Annotated in this window: 14 protein-coding genes and 1 pseudogene; 7 read left to right on the top strand and 8 right to left on the bottom strand. The window is 67.2% G+C overall.

Going from position 1 to position 18,106, the window contains the following annotated elements; genetic code table 11:
• Nucleotides 1–179 precede the first annotated feature (179 nt).
• Nucleotides 180–1,550, top strand: coding sequence for a purine-cytosine permease family protein (locus JX613_RS06715; protein ID WP_207100689.1), 1,371 nt, complete (start codon nucleotides 180–182; stop codon nucleotides 1,548–1,550).
• 285 nt (nucleotides 1,551–1,835) lie between these two features.
• Here the strand turns inward: JX613_RS06715 and JX613_RS06710 are convergent.
• From JX613_RS06710 to xseA, 3 genes and pseudogenes are all read right to left on the bottom strand, one after another.
• Nucleotides 1,836–3,269: pseudogene (locus JX613_RS06710) on the bottom strand (ABC transporter permease subunit); the annotation flags it as partial.
• A 193-nt stretch (nucleotides 3,270–3,462) separates the two neighbouring features.
• Entirely contained in the window at nucleotides 3,463–4,482 is a 1,020-nt protein-coding gene (locus JX613_RS06705) for an IS110 family RNA-guided transposase (protein ID WP_207100688.1), read from the bottom strand.
• Between the two features lie 72 nt (nucleotides 4,483–4,554).
• Nucleotides 4,555–6,111: an exodeoxyribonuclease VII large subunit gene (xseA, locus tag JX613_RS06700; RefSeq protein ID WP_207100687.1), complete on the bottom strand. Its 1,557-nt coding sequence runs from the start codon at nucleotides 6,109–6,111 to the stop codon at nucleotides 4,555–4,557.
• A gap of 62 nt (nucleotides 6,112–6,173) precedes the next feature.
• On the opposite strand from xseA, the gene purD reads away from it, so the two are divergent.
• Entirely contained in the window at nucleotides 6,174–7,430 is a 1,257-nt protein-coding gene (purD, locus tag JX613_RS06695) for a phosphoribosylamine--glycine ligase (protein WP_207100686.1), read from the top strand.
• Nucleotides 7,431–7,489: 59 nt separating this feature from the next.
• Here purD and JX613_RS06690 read toward each other — a convergent pair whose 3' ends face one another.
• Nucleotides 7,490–8,509 (bottom strand): ribose-phosphate pyrophosphokinase, encoded by a 1,020-nt coding sequence (locus tag JX613_RS06690; protein ID WP_207100685.1) that lies wholly within the window; start codon nucleotides 8,507–8,509, stop codon nucleotides 7,490–7,492.
• 85 nt (nucleotides 8,510–8,594) lie between these two features.
• On the opposite strand from JX613_RS06690, the gene JX613_RS06685 reads away from it, so the two are divergent.
• Nucleotides 8,595–9,194, top strand: a complete 600-nt coding sequence (locus JX613_RS06685; RefSeq protein ID WP_207100684.1) for a 2-hydroxychromene-2-carboxylate isomerase — start codon at nucleotides 8,595–8,597, stop codon at nucleotides 9,192–9,194.
• Nucleotides 9,191–9,967 carry an alpha/beta fold hydrolase gene (locus tag JX613_RS06680; RefSeq protein WP_207100683.1) on the top strand — a complete coding sequence of 259 codons (777 nt, stop codon included), beginning with the start codon at nucleotides 9,191–9,193 and terminating at the stop codon, nucleotides 9,965–9,967. Before JX613_RS06685 ends, JX613_RS06680 begins: the two co-directional genes overlap by 4 nt.
• On the opposite strand, the gene JX613_RS06675 is transcribed toward JX613_RS06680, so the two are convergent.
• From JX613_RS06675 to rsmI, 3 genes are all read right to left on the bottom strand, one after another.
• A complete protein-coding gene (locus tag JX613_RS06675) occupies nucleotides 9,964–10,311 on the bottom strand; it encodes an H-type lectin domain-containing protein (protein ID WP_207100682.1) in 348 nt (115 codons plus the stop codon). The two genes, JX613_RS06680 and JX613_RS06675, sit on opposite strands and share 4 nt — an antisense overlap.
• Nucleotides 10,312–10,398: 87 nt before the next feature.
• Complete coding sequence (locus tag JX613_RS06670; RefSeq protein ID WP_207100681.1) at nucleotides 10,399–10,836, bottom strand: YraN family protein; 438 nt, start codon at nucleotides 10,834–10,836, stop codon at nucleotides 10,399–10,401.
• A 2-nt stretch (nucleotides 10,837–10,838) separates the two neighbouring features.
• On the bottom strand, nucleotides 10,839–11,729 hold the full coding sequence (rsmI, locus tag JX613_RS06665; protein ID WP_207100680.1) for a 16S rRNA (cytidine(1402)-2'-O)-methyltransferase: 891 nt from the start codon (nucleotides 11,727–11,729) through the stop codon (nucleotides 10,839–10,841).
• A 90-nt stretch (nucleotides 11,730–11,819) separates the two neighbouring features.
• Here rsmI and JX613_RS06660 point away from each other — a divergent pair, with 90 nt between their 5' ends.
• From JX613_RS06660 to murJ, 3 genes are all read left to right on the top strand, one after another.
• On the top strand, nucleotides 11,820–13,031 hold the full coding sequence (locus JX613_RS06660) for a penicillin-binding protein activator (RefSeq protein WP_207100679.1): 1,212 nt from the start codon (nucleotides 11,820–11,822) through the stop codon (nucleotides 13,029–13,031).
• A gap of 65 nt (nucleotides 13,032–13,096) precedes the next feature.
• Nucleotides 13,097–15,817 (top strand): [protein-PII] uridylyltransferase, encoded by a 2,721-nt coding sequence (locus tag JX613_RS06655; RefSeq protein ID WP_419538821.1) that lies wholly within the window; start codon nucleotides 13,097–13,099, stop codon nucleotides 15,815–15,817.
• 4 nt (nucleotides 15,818–15,821) lie between these two features.
• Nucleotides 15,822–17,351, top strand: a complete 1,530-nt coding sequence (gene murJ / locus JX613_RS06650) for a murein biosynthesis integral membrane protein MurJ (protein ID WP_207100678.1) — start codon at nucleotides 15,822–15,824, stop codon at nucleotides 17,349–17,351.
• On the opposite strand, the gene JX613_RS06645 is transcribed toward murJ, so the two are convergent.
• Nucleotides 17,348–18,103, bottom strand: coding sequence for an SDR family NAD(P)-dependent oxidoreductase (locus JX613_RS06645; RefSeq protein ID WP_207100677.1), 756 nt, complete (start codon nucleotides 18,101–18,103; stop codon nucleotides 17,348–17,350). The genes murJ and JX613_RS06645 overlap by 4 nt on opposite strands.
• Between the last annotated feature and the right edge of the window lie 3 nt (nucleotides 18,104–18,106).

Raw genomic sequence — 18,106 nt, 5'->3', positions numbered from 1 at the left:
GCGCCCTTGCCCACGATCACCGGCACTGAAACGGGGATCACGCCACCTGCGGGCGCCGGTCACGTCCTGGCGCCCGGGATCACTGCAAGATGTCTGGAAAAAGGCATGGGCGGCCGCAGGCCTGTCCCTGCACCCCCCCGTTCAGTCAAAAGTCCAACGAAACACGGGGAGTTTTATCAATGGCTGGAACCCTGCAAGCCGCTTCGGACGAAGCGCAGGAGCTGGAGTTTTCCGATCGCCCGGTGCCTGCCGACCAGCGCATGGCCCGCCTTCCGCTGACCATGGCCTGGTGGTCGGTCTGTTCGGCGATGTTCTATCTTGTCGTGTCGGCCACGCTGGCGCTGGCCTATGGCTCGGTCAACGCGATCATCGGCCTGGTGCTTTCGGTCGCGGCCTATGCCGCCGTGAATGCCGTCCTGGTGCGCCATGCAATCCGCACGGGGCTGTCGGTGTCGCTGTTCTCGCGCATCCTGCTGGGGCGCACGGGCGCTGCCATCGCCACGCTGATCTTCTTTGCCACCGCCATCTATTACGCGGTCTTCGAGGGATCGGTGATCGCCCTGGCGATCCAGAGTTATGCCGGACTGGCCTATCCCCTGGCCGCGCTGGTGGTGGTGGTCTATTCCGTGCTGCTGATCTTCGGGTCGATCCAGAACTGGCTGGACAAGCTGAACGGCCTGCTGCTGCCCTTCTACCTGATCGGGCTTCTGTCGGCGGTGGGCCTGGCTGTGGCCGAATACGGCTATTCCGACGCCTGGCTGACCCTGGGACCGGACGGCGGCGCGTCTGCCACCGGCTGGTGGGACTGCTTCGTGGCCTTCATGGGCATCTGGATCCTGATGATGTTCACCTATGACTATGCCCGCTTCGGCAGGCCCGAGGACGCGTCCTATCACGCCACGATCAATTTCGGCGCGCCCTTCTATCTGGTGGCCTTCCTTCTGAACGGCCTTGCGGGCATCTTCCTGGCCGCAAGCCTGCCCACCGAAGGCGGCGTGACCGAGGTGTCGGTCGTCCTGGCGCTGATCCAGCTGATGGGTCTGGCGGGACTGGCCTTTGTCTGGATCAGCCAGACGCGGATCAACACCGCCAACTACTACCTGGCCGCCGTGAACATGGAGAGTTTCGCCCAGACGGTGTTCCGGCTGAAGCTGCCGAAAATCTTCTGGGCCTGCGTGGTGGGCGTCATCTGCTATCTGCTGATGCTGGCCGATGTGTTCGCCTATATCCTTCAGGCCCTGGCCTATCAGGGCATCTTCGTGGTGGCCTGGGTCGGCATCGCGCTGGTCCACATCCTGACCGAGGGCAAGGCGGGCGCGGCCCATGACCGGGTCAGCTTCCGGCTGCGGGATACCGCTGCGGTCAATCCTGCGGGCCTTGGCGCCTGGCTGCTGGCCGCGGGGATCGGGCTCGCGCTGCATTTCGCGGGCGGCGCGGCTGCCACCTTCTCGGCCCCTGTGACCTTTGTCGCGGCGGCGGCGGTTTACGCCGTCCTGAACCGCCGTTCCCCCCAGTCCGACATGGCACCGCACGGCCGGATTGGCGGATGATCCAGCGCCGGGCCGGCTGGATTCACCCCTCCGGCCCGGAAACCATTGCCCGTCCGTAACCTTGGCCCGCGCTGCGGACCGCAAGATAGTGCGCCACCGGTCACAGCGATGCCTGCCTGCCATCGCCTGACGGTCATGCGCCAAGCTGAAGAAGCTGTTTGCCGGACAAGGATGTCCCGCAGGCGCAAGCTCGAGGGTCTTTTCGGATCTGCGTGACGAAGTGACCCGGTGGAAGGGCTGGCGCATCGAGGCCGCGACGGGTTCGAATTCCGCGTCGATCTGCTTCAGCGCGGTCAGCGCCGTCAGGTGGCCCACGGTGTAGAAATGCGTGACCGTGGACAGCACCAGGATCGCCATGGTGCCATAGATGGCGTTCAGCGGGTTGGCCGGGTTGTTGAAGAAGAAGATATAGGCCAGCCCCAGCACCATCCCCGGCACCGCCATGGGCAGCATCGCCAGGAACTGGAACAGCCCCCGGCCCAGGCGGAACCCGTCGATCTTCTCGACCATGTAGGCGCCGGTGAAGACGATGGCCGTGCCGATCACCGCCGTCAGCCCGGCCAGCTGGATCGAGTTCCAGTAGGCCCGCCAGCCGCCCCCGTCCATGCGGTCAAAGGCATAGTTGGCAAGGCTGGGCGTCATGTCATAGGGCCACAGCCGGACCAGCGCGGCCAGCTGGCAGGTGCCGATGATGGCCAGGATGAACAGCGCGATCAGCCCGCACCAGCCAAGGCACAGCATGTCGAAGCCGCGCCGGGGCTTGGGCTGGTAGGGCACCGATTTCGCCGACAACAGCGAGACCTGCTTTTTCTGCACATGCCGGTCCACCAGGAAGGCCAGCACCGCCGGAACCAGCAGCACCACCGACACCACCGCCCCCATCTGGAAGTTCTGCTGGCCGATCACCTGCTTGTAGATGTCGATGGCCAGCACGCTGTATTGCCCGCCGATGACCTTGGGCAGGCCGAAATCGGTGATGACCAGCGTGAAGGTCACGAAGGCGGCCGAGATCAGGCCGTAGCGCGCCCCGGGGATCGTCACCGTCCAGAAGGTCCGCCAGGCCGAGGCGCGCAGCGACTCCGCGGCCTCGTACTGGCGCTGGTCCGACAGCGCCAGCGCGGTCGAGATGATGATCAGCGCATGGGGAAAGGTGAAGAACACCGACCCGATGATGATCCCCAGCGGGCCATAGATCGAATGGCCCATCAGCAGCCCCTTCAGCAGGCCCTGGTTGCCGAACAGATAAACCAGCCCGATCCCCGGCAGCAGCGAGGGCACCAGGATCGGCATCATGGCGATCATCTTCATCGTGCCCTTGAAGCGCATCCGGCTGCGGGTCAGGGCATAGGCAAAGCCGAAGGCCATGCCCACCGTCAGGACGGTGCTGACGGTCGCGATGAACAGCGAATTGGTGACCGACCGGAACAGCGCCGGGTTCGAGAAATAGGCCACATAGTTCTGCACCCCCACCGATGCGGCGGGCAGCAGGCTGATGCGGCGGAAGGCATTGCTGTCATACTGCACCCAGTCCTGCGACGACACGCGCTCCAGCCCGACCAGCCAGCTTGCGCCGGGCTCGGTCGCCCGGATGCGGTACTCCACCGGGCTGCGGAAGCTGAAGTCCGGGAACAGGTCAGGCGCCGACAGCCGCCCTTCCGAGAACGTATGGCCCGCCCCGTCTGCAAGGGTGTATTTTGAAGTAAGCTCGTCAGTCTGCATCAACGTATCCGGTCTCGAGGTTCTGCCTCGGCCAAGATGGGGTCCGCGCGCCGACGTCCTCATAATCAGAGCGGCCTCGAAGGCCATTCAATAGTTTCAGGATTCGCCGCCGCCGGTCGACTGTCAGGCCATCTTCTTCACACCTCCCGCAGACAGGCGACGGGCGGGTTGCTGCCCGCTCCGCCTCCTATTTCTATGCCGCCATCGATCTATAGCTGTCGCCCGTGCGCAGAACTGCCCAGATGATACGCGCCAGTTTCGCAGCCAAAGCCACGACAACGACATTCTTGTGCGCCCGCGCCGACAGGCTGCGCAGCCAGGCTCCGAGCAGCGAAGGGTCGTTCGTCAGCCGCGGCAGGACAGCTCGAGCGCCATGGATCAGCGTACTGCGCAGATAGCGGTTGCCGCGCTTCGAAATGCCCAGAAGTTTCGGCTTTCCACCTGTCGTGGCCTGTTTCGGGACAAGTCCAAGCCAGGCCGCCAGATCACGGCCCCGATTAAAGCAGCGCGCATCCCCGACAGCAGCAATGAATGCTGTTGCGTTGATGACCCCGACGCCCGGGATCGACGTAAGACGCCGCGCAGGTTCATCGTCCCGTGCCATCCGAACGAATTCTGCATCGAAGGCAGCAATACGCCGGTCGAGATCCCGCCACTCCGATCGCAAGTCCTCGACCAAGAGCCGGATGCGGGGCGACACGTGCGGACGCTCTTCATCGGTAAACACTTCCAGCTCTGTTTCCAGACTCTTGCGACCTTTGGCGGCCACAATGCCCCGCTCCAGCAGCAGGGCGCGAAGATGGTTGATCAGCGCCGTCCGCTCGGCAACCAGGCGGGACCGTGCGCGATGAAGGGCCTGAACGTCCGACTGGACCTGGGTCTTCACCGGAACAAAGCGCATGGTCGGACGCGTCGCAGCCTCCGCAATCCCTTCGGCATCCCGGTCGTCGTTCTTCTGAGCCTTCACATAAGGCCGAACATATTCCGGAGACATCAAACGCACCTCGCGCCCCGCGGCTTCGAAAACACGACCTAGATGATGCGCGCCACAACAGGCTTCCATGGCAATCGCACTGTTTGGAAGACCGAGAACGAAATCGACGAGGCCGCTGCGCCGAAGTCGTCGCCGCAGCACGACAGCTCCCGAACCGTCCAAGCCCACCACGCTGCACAGGTTCTTGCCTAGATCAACACCAAGAATACTGATCGACATAGCTCCGCTCCTTTCCTCACCAAACAAAGCGATCGTACCAGATCGCGCCGGGAGGGGCGGGCCATCCAATAATCAGAACAGGGATTTCTGTTCAGGCGGCTTGGGTTTGCGGGTAGGTTTCGGCGGGGCACCTTCCGGGCGAGCCGTCACCCGGCCATCGGCGAATTCCAGATCCATCTGCGGTATCTGGCGCGCCGCCTGACCCGTTGTGATCACGCCATCGGGGCCGTGGACCACCACGAAGCCACGCTTCAGCGTTTCCTTGTAGCCCAGCGACAGGCGCAGCCGGTCCACCCGCTGCATCGCCTGGTCGCGGTTGCGGATCGCCCGCTGCACGGCCTGATCCAGCCGCCGCGTCAGATCGGCCAGCCGCTGATCCTGCTGCGCGATCGCCCGCCGCGTGCCCGCCAGCACCCGTGCCAGCGAGGCTTCCAGCCGTTCCCCCATTGCCACCATCCGGTCGCGCCGCCGTTCCAGCCGCCGGGTCGCGGCCGAGTCCAGCCGGTGTTCCAGCCCGTGCAGCACATGGGCCTTGCGGTCGGTGAAGCGCCGCAGCAAGGCCACCGGCATGGGCCGCGCCGCAAGCTGGTGCCTGCGGGTGCGGACCAGCCCGTGCAGCGCGGGATCCAGCCGACCAGCCCACAGGTCCAGCCGCTGCCGCGCGCCCTCGGTCAACGCGCCGGGGCGGCCAAGCGCGCGGGACAGGTCGCGCAGCCGCTGCCGGGGGCGGTCGATGTGATGCTGGCTGCACCGCATCAGCCTGGCCTGCGATTCGGCTAGGCGCGCCGACAGTTCCGCCAGCACCGGAACCGCCATTTCCGCCGCAGCCGTCGGGGTCGGTGCGCGGCGGTCGGATGCGAAGTCGATCAACGTGGTATCTGTCTCGTGCCCCACGGCCGAGATCAGCGGGATGCGGCTTTCGGCGGCGGCGCGAACCACCGCCTCCTCGTTGAAGCCCCACAGATCCTCAAGGCTGCCGCCGCCCCGTGCGACGATCAGCAGGTCCGGGCGCGGAATCGGCCCACCCTGCGGCAGATCGTTGAAGCCCCGGATCGCGGCGGCCACCTGCGGCGCGCAACCCTCGCCCTGAACGGCCACGGGCCAGATCAGCACGCGTGTCGGAAAGCGGTCGCGCAGCCGGTGCAGGATGTCGCGGATCACCGCCCCGGACGGCGAGGTCACGACCCCGATCACACGCGGCAGCGACGGCAGCGGACGCTTGCGCGCCTCGTCGAACAGCCCCTCGGCCGCAAGGGCCTGGCGGCGCTTTTCCAGCATCGCCATCAGCGCGCCAAGGCCCGCGGGCTCGATCTGGTCCACGATCAGCTGGTATTTCGACTGGCCCGGAAAGGTGGTGATGCGGCCGGTGGCGATGACCTCCATCCCCTCCTCGGGGCGCTGCGCCAGACGCGCCGCCTGCCCCTTCCAGGTCACGGCGGCCAGGACGGATCGGTCGTCCTTGAGGTCGAAATAGATGTGGCCCGATGACGGGCGCGACACGCGGCCGATCTCTCCGCGCACGCGGACGCGGCCGAACTGATCCTCCAGGCTGCGCTTGACCGCCCCCGACAGTTCGGAAACCGTGAATTCATGGGCGTTGCTGCCCGGCGCGTCTTCCAGCAAATCCATGCGTCTTGTTCCCTTCGGCAGCCCAGACTAGAACGCCGCGACCAGAAGCGAAAGGGCGGCCCATGAACATCCTGATCCTCGGCGGCGGCGGGCGCGAACACGCGTTGGCCTGGGCGATCCGGCAGAACCCGAAATGCGACCGCCTGATCGTGGCGCCGGGCAACGCGGGCATCGTCAATGTCGCCGAATGCGCCGACCTGAACATCCTGTCGCGCGCCGAGGTGCTGGAGTTCGCCCAGGAAAATGCCATCGACTTCGTGGTGATCGGCCCCGAGGCGCCGCTGGCCGCAGGCGTGTCCGACGCGCTACGCGACGCGGGCTTCCTGGTCTTCGGACCGTCGCAAGCCGCAGCCCAGCTTGAAGCATCGAAAGCCTTCACCAAGGAAATCTGCGACGCCTGCGGGGCGCCCACCGCCGCCTGGGCGCGCTTCACCGATGCCGCAAGCGCCCGCGATTACGTCTCCGCCCAGGGCGCCCCCATCGTGGTCAAGGCCGACGGCCTGGCCGCGGGCAAGGGCGTCACCGTGGCCGAAACCGTGGATCAGGCGCACGTCGCCATCGACGCCATCTTCGACGGCGAGTTCGGCGAGATGTCCGTCGTGATCGAGGAGTTCATGGCGGGCGAGGAAGCCAGCTTCTTCATCCTCTGCGATGGCACCGATTGCCTTTCCATCGGCACCGCCCAGGACCACAAGCGCGTGGGCGACGGCGATACCGGCCCGAACACCGGCGGCATGGGCGCCTACAGCCCCGCCCCCATCCTGACGCCTGCCCTGCAGGACCAGGTCATGGCACAGATCGTCCGCCCCACCGTGGCCGAGATGGCCGCGCGCGGGATGCCGTTCCAGGGCGTGCTTTACGCGGGGCTGATGATCCAGGACGGACGCGCCCGGCTGGTGGAATACAATGTCCGCTTCGGCGATCCCGAATGCCAGGTGCTGATGATGCGGCTTGGCGGACAGGTGCTGGACCTGCTGCTGGCCTGCGCCGAGGGGCGGCTGGCCGGAACCTCGGTTAACTGGGCCGACGACCATGCCCTGACCGTGGTCATGGCCGCCCGGGGTTATCCGGGCGCCTATCGGAAAGGAAGCATCATCAAGGGCTTGGACACCCTGTCCGAGACCAGTTTCGCCATGACCTTCCACGCGGGCACCACCGCCAAGGACGGCCACATCATCGCCACCGGCGGCCGCGTCCTGGCCTGCACCGGACGCGGCGCGACCCTGGCCGAGGCGCACGCCCGCGCCTATGCCCAGGTGGACGCCCTCGACTGGCCCGAGGGGTTCTGCCGCCGCGACATCGGCTGGCGCGCGCTCTAGGCTTCTTCTTCACTCAAATATCCCCGCCGGAGGCATCCGACGGGGCCGCAAGCGCAAGGTCAGGGGTTGGAATACAGCCCCTCATAGATCGGCAGCAGGGTATCCGTCTCGAACAGGCTGCTGACGGATGTGCCGTTCCAGATGTTCAGGATCGCTTGCGTGAACATCGGCGCGGTCGGAACGATGCGGATGTTGGGCGCGGATTTTACCGCCTCGGTCGGCTGGATCGAATCGGTGATGACCAGCGACTTCATCACCGACTTGGCTACACGCTCGACCGCCGGGCCGGACAGGACGCCATGGGTGATATAGGCGTGCACCTCGGTCGCGCCGCTGTCGGTCAGGGTCTGCGCGGCCTTCACCAGCGTGCCTGCGGTGTCGCAGATGTCGTCCACGATGATGCAGACCTTGCCCTCGACATCGCCGATCACGGTCATCTCGGCCACCTCGCCCGCCTTCTCGCGGCGCTTGTCCACGATCGACAGCGGCGCGCCGATCCGCGTCGCCAGTTCCCGCGCGCGGGCCACGCCGCCCACGTCGGGCGAAACCACCATCAAGTCGTTCATGCGGCCCCGGAAATGATGCTGCACGTCCAGGGCAAAGACCGGCGCGGCGTACAGGTTGTCCACCGGAATGTCGAAGAAGCCCTGGATCTGGGCCGCGTGCAGGTCCAGCGTCAGAACCCGGTCGATCCCGGCTTCGGTCAGCAGGTTCGCAACCAGCTTGGCGCTGATCGGGGTGCGGGCCTTGGCGCGGCGGTCCTGGCGGGCATAGCCGAAATAGGGAATGACCGCCGTGATCCGCGCCGCCGAGGACCGCCTCAGCGCATCGGTCATCACCATCAATTCCATCAGGTTGTCATTGGCCGGGTTCGAGGTCGGCTGGATGATGTACATGTCCTCGCCCCGGACATTCTCGAACACCTCGACGAAGATTTCCTGATCGTTGAACCGCTCGATCCGCGCATCGCAGAGACTGACATTCATCCCCCGGTGCATCGACATGCGCCGCGCGATGGCTGCGGCAAGGGTCCGGTTGGCATTGCCGGAAATCAGCTTGGGTTCGGTCATGACGGGCATGAAAAGGGCCTTTGCGCGGGGATTCGCCAGATTGCGCCCGCCTTAGCACCCGGTTAGCCTGCGGGCAAACCGCAACGGGATCGTTATGGCTAACATCGACTACTACTTCGGGACGATCAGCCCCTGGGCCTATCTGGCAGGCGACCGGCTGGAACGGATGGCAACGCGGCACGGCGCGACGATCACCTACAAGCCGCTGGACCTGCTGCAGCTTTTCGACCGCACCGGCGGGGTGCGCCCGGCCAGCCGCCACCCCAGCCGGATGGAGTATCGCGCGCAGGAATTGCCCCGCTGGGCCGATCACCTGGGAATGCCCCTGAACCTGAAGCCCGCCTTCTGGCCCGTGAACATGGCGCCGTCCTCCTATGCCATCATCGCGGCGCAACAGGCGGGCGGCGGCGACCTGGGCGGGCTGGTGCAGGGTTTCCTGCGCGCCGTCTGGGCCGAGGACCGCGACATCAGCGACGACGCCGTGATCCGCGACATCCTGGGCGCGCATGGCTTCGACCCCGCCCTGGCCGACACGGGGCTGTTCGTCGGCGCCGAAACCTATGGCCGCAACCTGGAACAGGCGGTCGAGGCCGGGGTCTTCGGATCGCCCTTCTATGTGGTGCGGGACAGCGGGCAGAAGTTCTGGGGCCAGGACCGGCTGGATTTCCTTGACCGGCACCTCGCCACGCTATGACCGGCATCCACAAGCGCCACTGGCCCGGCGACAGGGACCGTCCGGCCCTGGCGCTCCATTGCATGATGGGCAGCGCGGGCTACTGGGGACCGATCGCCCGGCGGCTGGAGGGCCGTGTCGATCTGATCGGCTTCGACATGCCGGGTCATGGCCGCAGCGGCCCGTGGATGGACGGGACCGAGGGCCCGAATTTCCACACCGCCGTCACACGGATCGCGGCCAGCTTCATCGACCGCCCGCTGGATCTGATCGGTCACAGCCTGGGCGCGACTGTCGCCCTGCGCATCGCGGTCGCTGCGCCCGAGGCCATCCGCAGCCTGACCCTGGTCGAGCCGGTGCTGTTCGCCGCAGCCCCCGACGCAGATCAGGAAAACCGCGACCGGATCATCGCGGGCCACCTGGCCCAGGGCCGCACCGAAGATGCCGCCCGGGCCTTTATCGACATCTGGGGCGCGCAGCCCTTCGACGACCTGCCCCCGCCTGCCCGCCGGATGATGACCGACCAGATCCGTCTGGTGGCCGCGACCGACGACACCCTGACCCATGACCGCGCGAACATCCTGCGCGAGGGCGGGCTGGAGGCCATCGACGCCCCCGTCCTGATCATCGCCGGAGAGCGGACGCCCCCGGTCATCCACGCCATCGCCGATGCCCTGGCCACGCGCCTTGCCGATGTCGGCCGCGCCACGGTGCCCGGGGCCGGCCACATGCTGCCGCTGACCCATCCGGACGAAACGGCAGGCCTGATCGCCGTCAACCTCGACCGCGCCTAGACGGCGAAGTCGTCGTCATGGGGGACCGCGCCGATGGCCAGCCATGAGGCGCGGATGCGGGCGACCCGCGTGTCGTCCCAGGTGCGGAAGACGATGTCGAAGCCCCGTGCGGTGACCTGTTCGGCGCAGATGTCGGCCCGCTGGTTCGCATCCCCCGCAATATCCCACATCCCGACCGAGACATGGACCGCAGGCGGGGCGACGAAGGGCTCGGGAAAGCTCACGGTTTGGCGGACGGCACGCGGCCCCTCGCCCGACCACATGATGCCCTGATCCTCGCATGCGGAAAACAGCAGCCGGGTTCCCTGGCATACTCCCACCGCGTGATGACCAATTCGCTGCATGAAAGACCTTCAACCCGCCATCGGGGCAAAGTTAACGTTTGGCGATGCCCTAAGGCTGCCGACCCGGCGAACGAAGTGCCGCATCGTTCAGGCAAAGGCCTCCTCGAAGGCCCGCTCCAGGATCTCGATCCGGCCCTGACCATCGACCAGGGCCGCGTCGAAGCGCATCTCGGGCAAGGGCGCGTGGCCTTCCTTGTCGCAATATTCCAGCGCGGCACGCATGATGCGGCCCTGCTGGGCCGCACCCAATCGCTGCGCGGCCTCGTGATGGGTCGCGGACTGCTTGACCTCGACAAAGATCAGGCATTCCCTGTCCCGGCAGATCAGGTCTATTTCCCCTGCCTTTCCGCGCCACCGACGGGCGAGGACCGTCATGCCCCTGCCTTCAAGAAGGCGCGCGACGCCATCCTCGGCCAGGGCTCCCGACAGATGGGCAAGCCGCCCCCGCGAACGACGCGCAGCCGACACCGCCCGGGGCGTGACCGGCTGCGACCAGTCGAAATCCCCCGCCTTGGCATAGCTCATGATCACCCCTTGTCTTCGCCCAAGGCCAGCGCGATCTGGTAAACATCGCGCCGTGCCAATCCCAGTTCCGCCGCAACCTCTTTCGCGGCGTCCTTTACCGTCATCCGCCCCAGCCTTCCCCGCAGGGCCTGCCGGATCGTGTCGTCATCGGCCACCACCGCACCCGGCCGGTCGACCAGCATCACCACCTCGCCCTTCAGGGCGGCCATGCGGGGATCCCGGGCCAGTTCGGCGGCGGTGCCGCGGATCACCTCCTCGAACTTCTTGGTCAGTTCCCGCGCCACCACCGTAATCCGATTCGCGTCAATCTCGCACATCTCTTCCAATGTTTGATTAACGCGCCGGGGGCTTTCAAACAGGATCAACGTCGCATCGACCGCCATCCACTGCCGCAGCCAGGTCATGCGCGCCCCCTTGGTGGACGGGGGAAAGCCCGCGAACAGGAAGCGGTCGCTGGGCAGGCCCGACAGGCTCAGCGCCACCAGCGGGGCCGAAGGACCGGGAATGGCATGGACGCGGTGGCCTGCCCCTGCGGCCTCGCGTGCCAGGCGGAAGCCAGGATCGGCCACCAGCGGCGTTCCCGCGTCCGAGGCATAGGCCACGCTTTGCCCCTGCTCCAGCGCCGCCAGCAGCGCGGGACGCGCCCGGTCGCCGTTGTGGTCGTGATAGGGCAGCACGCGCCGCCCGCGCAGGGGGATGCCATGGATGTCCAGCAGGTGGCGCAGCACGCGCGTATCCTCGGCCGCCAGCACATCGGCGGCATTCAGCACGTCCAGCGCCCGCAGGGTGATGTCGCGCGCCGTGCCGATTGGGGTCGCCACCAGATAGAGGCCTGCGTCAAGCCGCCTGTCCTCGACATGGGCGGTCAGGCGCTGCGGGGGCTGGATGTCCATTCTCGTTTTCCTTCCGACTGATTGCCAAGCCAAGCCGTTGGTCCTAGGCTGCCCGCAGCTCGCCGATATCTTACAGCAGGGAAGTTTCATATGGTCGTTTCCGCCACAACCGGGCCTGCCGCCGGATTGCGCCGCGTCGTCGTCCGGGCCGCCGCCATCCTGTCCGCCTTCGTCCTGGCCGCCTGCGAGCCCACCGGCGGGTCGCAGACGGTCAGCGGCCCCGCCGTCGGACCCCTGATCAACCCGGGCGAGCCCGTGCGCGTGGCCCTGCTGGCCCCGGGCGGCAGCGGATCGGCCGACCTGGAATGGCTGTCGCGCAGCCTCAAGAACGCCGCGCGGATGGCCGCCGCCGATGCGCAGGGCGCCACCATCGACCTGCGCGTCTATGACACCGGCACCAGCACCGCGCAGGCCGTGGCCCAGGCCAATGCCGCAGCCGACGCGGGCGCGCAGATCATCGTGGGCCCGCTGTTTGCCGAGGGCGCGAATGCCGTGGGCAACGCCATGCGGCCGCGCAACATCAATGTCCTGACATTTTCCAACAATGCCGAGATCGCGGGCGGCAACGTCTTCATCCTAGGCAACAGCTTCGCCAATGTCGCCAACCGGCTGGTGGCCTATGGCGCGCGCCAGGGCAAGCGCAACATCTATGTCGTGGCCGAGGACGACATCGCGGGCCAGCTTGGCGGCCGCGCCATCGAGACCGCCATCGCCCGCAACGGCGCGCGGCTGGCCGGGCGCAGCAACCATCCCGTTTCGGTCACGGGCATCGACGCGGTGGTCCCGCAGATCACGGCCGCCGCGCAGTCGGGCAAGGTCGATGCCGTCTTCATGACCGCAAACAACCAGGCCGTGCTGCCCTATCTGACGGAAAAGCTGGCCGCTGCCGGGGTCCGGTCCCCGGTGACGCAGATGATGGGCCTGACCCGCTGGGACCAGCCCGCCAACCGCATCGGGATGCCGCAACTGCAGGAAGGCTGGTTCGCGATCCCGGACCAGGGCCTGAAGGCGCAGTTCGACGCCCGCTATCGCAGCGCCCATGGCGAGCAGCCGCATGAACTGGCAAGCCTGGCCTATGACGGGGTGGCCGCCATCGCATCCCTGGTGCGCAGCGGCAAGCGCAATGCGCTGACGACCACCGGGCTGACGCAGAACGCGGGCTTTGCGGGCGTCGGCGGGGTGTTCCGGCTGCGTGCGGACGGAACCTCGGAACGCGCGCTGGCGGTCGCAACCCTGCGCGGCAACCGGCTGGTGATCCTTGATCCCGCGCCGCGCGGCTTTGGCGGCGGCTTCGGGTTCTGACCTTGGCCGACCTGCCTGACACGGCGATCCCTCAAAGCGCCCCGGCCCTGCCCGGGGCGCATCCCATCTTCGACCCCGCCAGCTTCCTGCCGGTCCTGGACCAGGCCCTTGCCGGGCTGACCGACCGCAAGGACATCCGCGCCCGCACCGTGGCGCTGCTGTCGGACGCGCGGGCCGAGGCCATGGCCGCGATCGAGGCGGGCCTTGCCAGCCACCCCCGCGCCGCGCGCGAAACCGTGCGCGCCATCGCCACCCTGACGGACGGCATCGTCATCGCCACCCATCATGTCGCCACCACCCACCTGCACCCGCAGCGATCCTCGTCCGAGGCCGAGCGCCTGGCGGTGCTGGGCGTCGGCGGCTATGGCCGGGCGGAAATGGCCCCCGCGTCCGACGTGGACCTGCTGTTCCTGACGCCGTGGAAGATCACCGCCTGGGCCGAAAGCGTCGTTGAATCGATGCTGTATATCCTGTGGGATCTGAAGCTGAAGCTGGGCCATTCCATCCGCAGCGTGGACGACTGCATCCGCCTGGGCGCGGGCGACATGACCATCCGCACCTCGCTTGTGGAACACCGGCTGGTCACGGGCCATGCCCCCCTGGCCGAGGAATTGCGCGAACGCCTGTGGGTCGAGCTGTTTTCCCGCACCGTGCCCGAATTCATCGAGGCCAAGCTGGAGGAACGCGCCGCCCGCCATCAGCGCCAGGGGGGCCAGCGATATGTCCTGGAACCCAACGTCAAGGAGGGCAAGGGCGGGCTGCGCGACCTCCAGACGCTCTACTGGATCGCGAAATACATCCATCGCGTGGACCGCGCGGTCGAGCTGATCGACCTGGGCGTCTTCACGCGAGAGGAACACGGGGCCTTCTGGCAGGCCGAGGACTTCCTTTGGGCCGTGCGCTGCCACCTGCACCTGATCGCGGGACGTCCCGTGGATGTCCTGTCCTTCGACATGCAGGTCGAGGTCGCGCGGCGCATGGGCTACAAGGACACCTCGGCCCGGCGCGGGGTCGAGTATTTCATGCAGGACTACTTCCGCCACGCCACCCATGTGGGCGAATTGACCCGCGTCTTCCTGACCGAGCTTGAGGCCCGCCACGTCCGCAGCGCGCCCTTCCTGGGCCGGCTGTTCCGCCGCCGCCGCAAGATGCGCGAGGGCTTCACCGACAACCTGGGCCGCCTCAGCATCGCCGACGATGCCGCCTTCCTGAAGGATCCCCTGAACATCCTGCGCCTGTTCGAGGAGGCGCTGCGCACCGGCATCCTGATCCACCCCGACGCCATGCGCCTGGTCGCGGCCAACCTGGACCTGATCGACGACAGGGTCCGCGCCGACCCGGAAGCCACGCGCATCTTCATGGACCTGCTGCTGAAGCACGGCAATCCCGAACGGGGCCTGCGCCGCATGAACGAGCTGGGCGTGCTGGCCGCCTTCATCCCGGAATTCGAGCCGGTCGTGGCGATGATGCAGTTCAACATGTATCACCACTACACCGTGGACGAACATTCCATCCAATGCGTCGCGGCCCTTGCCGAGATCGAGCGGGGCGAGCATCCCGAGGATCTGCCGCTGTCCAGCGAGATCATGGAAAGCGGCGTCAACCGCCGCGTCCTGTATCTGGCGGTTCTGCTGCACGATATCGGCAAGGGCCGGCGCGAGGATCACTCGATCCTGGGCGCCCGGCTGGCGCGGCGGATCGCGGCGCGCTTCGGCTTTCCGCAGGACGACATCGACACGGTGGAATGGCTGGTCCGCAACCACCTGCTGATGTCGGACGTGGCGCAGAAACGCGACATCGCCGACCCCCGCACGCTGCGCGACTTCGCCAAGGCGGTGAAGACCCGCAGGCGGCTGGACATGCTGCTGGTGCTGACGGTCTGCGACATCCGCGGCGTCGGCCCCGGCACCTGGAACAACTGGAAGGCCGCGCTGCTGCGCAGGCTGCACACGGAGACCGCCGCCGTCCTGGAAAACGGCATGGAGGATCTGAACCGCGACCGCCGCCAGAGCGAGGCCAAGCGCAGCCTGCGCCACATGCTGATCGCCAAGGGATGGGAGGCGCGGACGATCCGGGCCGAACTGGGGCGGCATTACGACAGCTATTGGTCGGGCCTTCCGACGGAAACGCAGGCCTGTTTCGCGGAAATGCTGCTGGGCATCGGGCCGGACGAGATCCGCATCGACCTGCGCGCCGATCCCGACCGGGACGCCACGCGCGCGGCCTTTGTGCTGGCCGACCATCCGGGCATCTTCTCGCGCCTCTGCGGGGCCTTGACGCTGATGGGGGCGAATGTCGTGGACGCGCGCACCTATACGACACGCGACGGTTTCGCCACCGCTGTCTTCTGGGTCCAGGATCCTGACGGCAGCCCCTTTGACGAAGACCGGATGCCCCGCCTGCGCCAGAAGATCCTGCGCATCCTGAGGGGCGAGATCGTCGCGCGCGAGGCTTTCGCCACCCGCGACAAGCCCAAGAAGCGCACGCGCGAGTTCAAGTTCCCGACCCATGTCACCTTCGATAACGAAGGCAGCGACATCTATACCATCATCGAGGTCGATACCCGCGACCGGCCGGGCCTGCTTTACGACCTGACGCGGACGCTGGCGGCGAACCATATCCAGATCGTCAGCGCCGTGATCGCGACCTTCGGCGCGCAGGTGGTGGACAGTTTCTATGTCAAGGACATGTTCGGCCTGAAGCTGCACAGCGAGGCCAAGCGCGACGCCTTGGAAAAGAAGCTGCGCGCGGCTATTGCCGACGGGGCGAAACGGGCAGAGGCTTGAACACATGAAATCGGGACTGGTGCGCGGGTTCCTCTCGGTCGGGATCTGGACCTTCGTGTCGCGTGTGTCGGGCTTTGTCCGCGACATCCTGATGGCCGCCTGGCTGGGCAGCGGCGCCGTGGCCGACGCCTTCTTCGTGGGCCTGTCGCTGCCCAACATGTTCCGCCGCTTCTTCGCGGAAGGGGCGTTCAACACGGCCTTCGTGCCCATGTTCGCCAAGAAGCTGGATGACCACACGGACGCCCAACGCTTCGCGTCCGAGGCGTTCTCGGGCCTGCTGATGTCCGTGCTGCTGCTGTCCGCCGTCGCCATGGTCTTCATGCCGGGACTGGTCTGGCTGATGGCCTCGGGCTTTGCGGGGGACGACCGCTTTCCGCTGGCCGTGCAGTATGGGCGGATCATGTTCCCCTATATCCTGCTGATCTCGCTGGCCTCGATGATCTCGGGCGTGCTGAACGCGAATGGCCGCTTTACCGCCGCCGCCGCCGCGCCGGTGCTGCTGAACCTGCTGTTCATCGCAGCCATGGCGGTGGCCTGGTGGCAGGGATGGGACGTGGGCCTGACGCTGGCCTGGGCCACGCCGCTGACGGGGATCGCGCAGCTTGCGCTGGTCTGGTGGGACGCGCATCGCACCGGCTGGTCCTTCCGACCGCAGCGCCCGCGCCTGACCCCCGACATGCGCCGCCTGCTGGCCGTGGCCCTGCCCGCCGCCTTTGCGGGGGGCGTGGTCCAGATCAACCTGCTGGTCGGCCGCCAGGTCGCCAGCCATTTCGAGGGCGCGATTTCCTGGCTGTCCTATTCCGACCGCCTGTATCAGCTTCCCTTGGGCGTGGTCGGGGCGGCGGTGGCCGTGGTCCTGCTGCCCGAACTGGCGCGCCGCCTGCGCGCGGGCGATCACGCGGGCGGGCAATCCGCCTATTCGCGGGCGACGGAATTCGGGTTGTTCCTGACCCTGCCCGCCGCCTTCGCCATCGCCGTGATCGCCGAACCCATGGTCCGCACCCTGTTCGAGCGCGGCCAGTTCACGGCTTATGACACCACCCAGACGGCCCGCGCGCTGATCGTCTATGCCTTCGGCCTGCCCGCGTTCGTGCTGCAAAAGATCCTGCAACCGCTCTATTTCGCGCGAGAGGACACGAAGACCCCGTTCCGCTATGCCCTGTGGTCGATGGTCGTGAACGCGATCGTGGCCTTTGGCCTGATGCCCTGGCTGGGCTTCCTGGCCGCCGCCCTGGGCACCACCGTCGCCGCCTGGATCATGGTCGCGCAACTGTGGTGGGGCACCCGCGCCATGGGCGACGCCGCCCGCGCCGACGACCGCCTGCGCCGCAAGACGCCGCTGATCGTGCTGTCGTCGGCGCTGATGGCGGGCGCGCTGTGGGCCATCATGGGCTGGCTGGACCGCGCGGGCGTCGGGCGCGTGCCGGGGCTGGCGGTCCTGGTCTTCGGGGGCGCAGCGATCTATTTCACGCTCAGCTTTGCGACGCGGGCCTATCGGCTGTCCGAATTGAAGGCGGCGGTCCGGCGGGGCTAGCGCGCCGTATAGCCGCCATCGACCAGGTGACAGGATCCGGTGATGAAGCTTGCCAGATCCGACAGCAGGTAAAGCACCAGCGAGGCAACCTCGTCAGCCGTGCCCAACCGCCCCAAGGCGTGCTGCGTGGCAAGGTAATCCAGCGTCGCCTTGTCCAGGTTGTCGTCCACCATCGGCGTGCTGATGAAGCCCGGGCCCACCGCGTTCACCCGGATCCCGTCGCCCGCATGTTCCAGGGCCGCCGTCTTGGTCAGCCCGTTCACGCCATGCTTGGCCGCGACATAGGCCGACGATTGGGCAAAGCCCACCGAGCCCAGGATCGACGACACGTTGACGATGGCCCCGCCCCCGGCCCGCTTCAGCGCCGGAATGGCAAAGCGCATCCCTAGGAATACCCCGATCAGGTTCACGTCGATGACCTTCCGCCAGGCCTCGACCGGGTATTCGCCCGTCGGCGCCTGCGCCCCGCCGATCCCGGCATTGTTCACCATGTGCGACAGCGATCCCGTGCGGTCTTCGGCAAAGCGCACCAACTGTTCGACATCCTCTTCGCTCGCGACATCGGCGGCACAGGCCAGGGCGCGGCCCCCTGCGGCGGTGATCGCATCGGCGACAGCCTGCGCCGCATCCAGCTTAAGGTCCGACACGATCACCGTGCCGCCACATGCCGCATAACCTTCGGCAATCGCCTTGCCGATGCCGGATGCGGCGCCCGTCACGATGCCCGTCTTGCCCGCAAAGTCGATCTTCATCGG

Origin of the sequence: Paracoccus shandongensis (assembly GCF_017315735.1) — a bacterium.
GTDB classification, from domain to species: Bacteria; Pseudomonadota; Alphaproteobacteria; order Rhodobacterales; family Rhodobacteraceae; genus Paracoccus; species Paracoccus shandongensis.
This window is presented reverse-complemented; position numbering and strand designations above follow the sequence as displayed.

Excerpts from the sequence above, each read along its gene's own strand:
- JX613_RS06715 (WP_207100689.1), top strand. The coding sequence starts at position 180 with ATGGCTGGAACCCTGCAAGCCGCTTCGGACGAAGCGCAGGAGCTGGAG.
- JX613_RS06705 (WP_207100688.1), bottom strand. The coding sequence starts at position 4,482 with ATGTCGATCAGTATTCTTGGTGTTGATCTAGGCAAGAACCTGTGCAGC.
- xseA (WP_207100687.1), bottom strand. The coding sequence starts at position 6,111 with ATGGATTTGCTGGAAGACGCGCCGGGCAGCAACGCCCATGAATTCACG.
- purD (WP_207100686.1), top strand. The coding sequence starts at position 6,174 with ATGAACATCCTGATCCTCGGCGGCGGCGGGCGCGAACACGCGTTGGCC.
- JX613_RS06690 (WP_207100685.1), bottom strand. The coding sequence starts at position 8,509 with ATGCCCGTCATGACCGAACCCAAGCTGATTTCCGGCAATGCCAACCGG.
- JX613_RS06685 (WP_207100684.1), top strand. The coding sequence starts at position 8,595 with ATGGCTAACATCGACTACTACTTCGGGACGATCAGCCCCTGGGCCTAT.
- JX613_RS06680 (WP_207100683.1), top strand. The coding sequence starts at position 9,191 with ATGACCGGCATCCACAAGCGCCACTGGCCCGGCGACAGGGACCGTCCG.
- JX613_RS06675 (WP_207100682.1), bottom strand. The coding sequence starts at position 10,311 with ATGCAGCGAATTGGTCATCACGCGGTGGGAGTATGCCAGGGAACCCGG.
- JX613_RS06670 (WP_207100681.1), bottom strand. The coding sequence starts at position 10,836 with ATGAGCTATGCCAAGGCGGGGGATTTCGACTGGTCGCAGCCGGTCACG.
- rsmI (WP_207100680.1), bottom strand. The coding sequence starts at position 11,729 with ATGGACATCCAGCCCCCGCAGCGCCTGACCGCCCATGTCGAGGACAGG.
- JX613_RS06660 (WP_207100679.1), top strand. The coding sequence starts at position 11,820 with ATGGTCGTTTCCGCCACAACCGGGCCTGCCGCCGGATTGCGCCGCGTC.
- murJ (WP_207100678.1), top strand. The coding sequence starts at position 15,822 with ATGAAATCGGGACTGGTGCGCGGGTTCCTCTCGGTCGGGATCTGGACC.
- JX613_RS06645 (WP_207100677.1), bottom strand. The coding sequence starts at position 18,103 with ATGAAGATCGACTTTGCGGGCAAGACGGGCATCGTGACGGGCGCCGCA.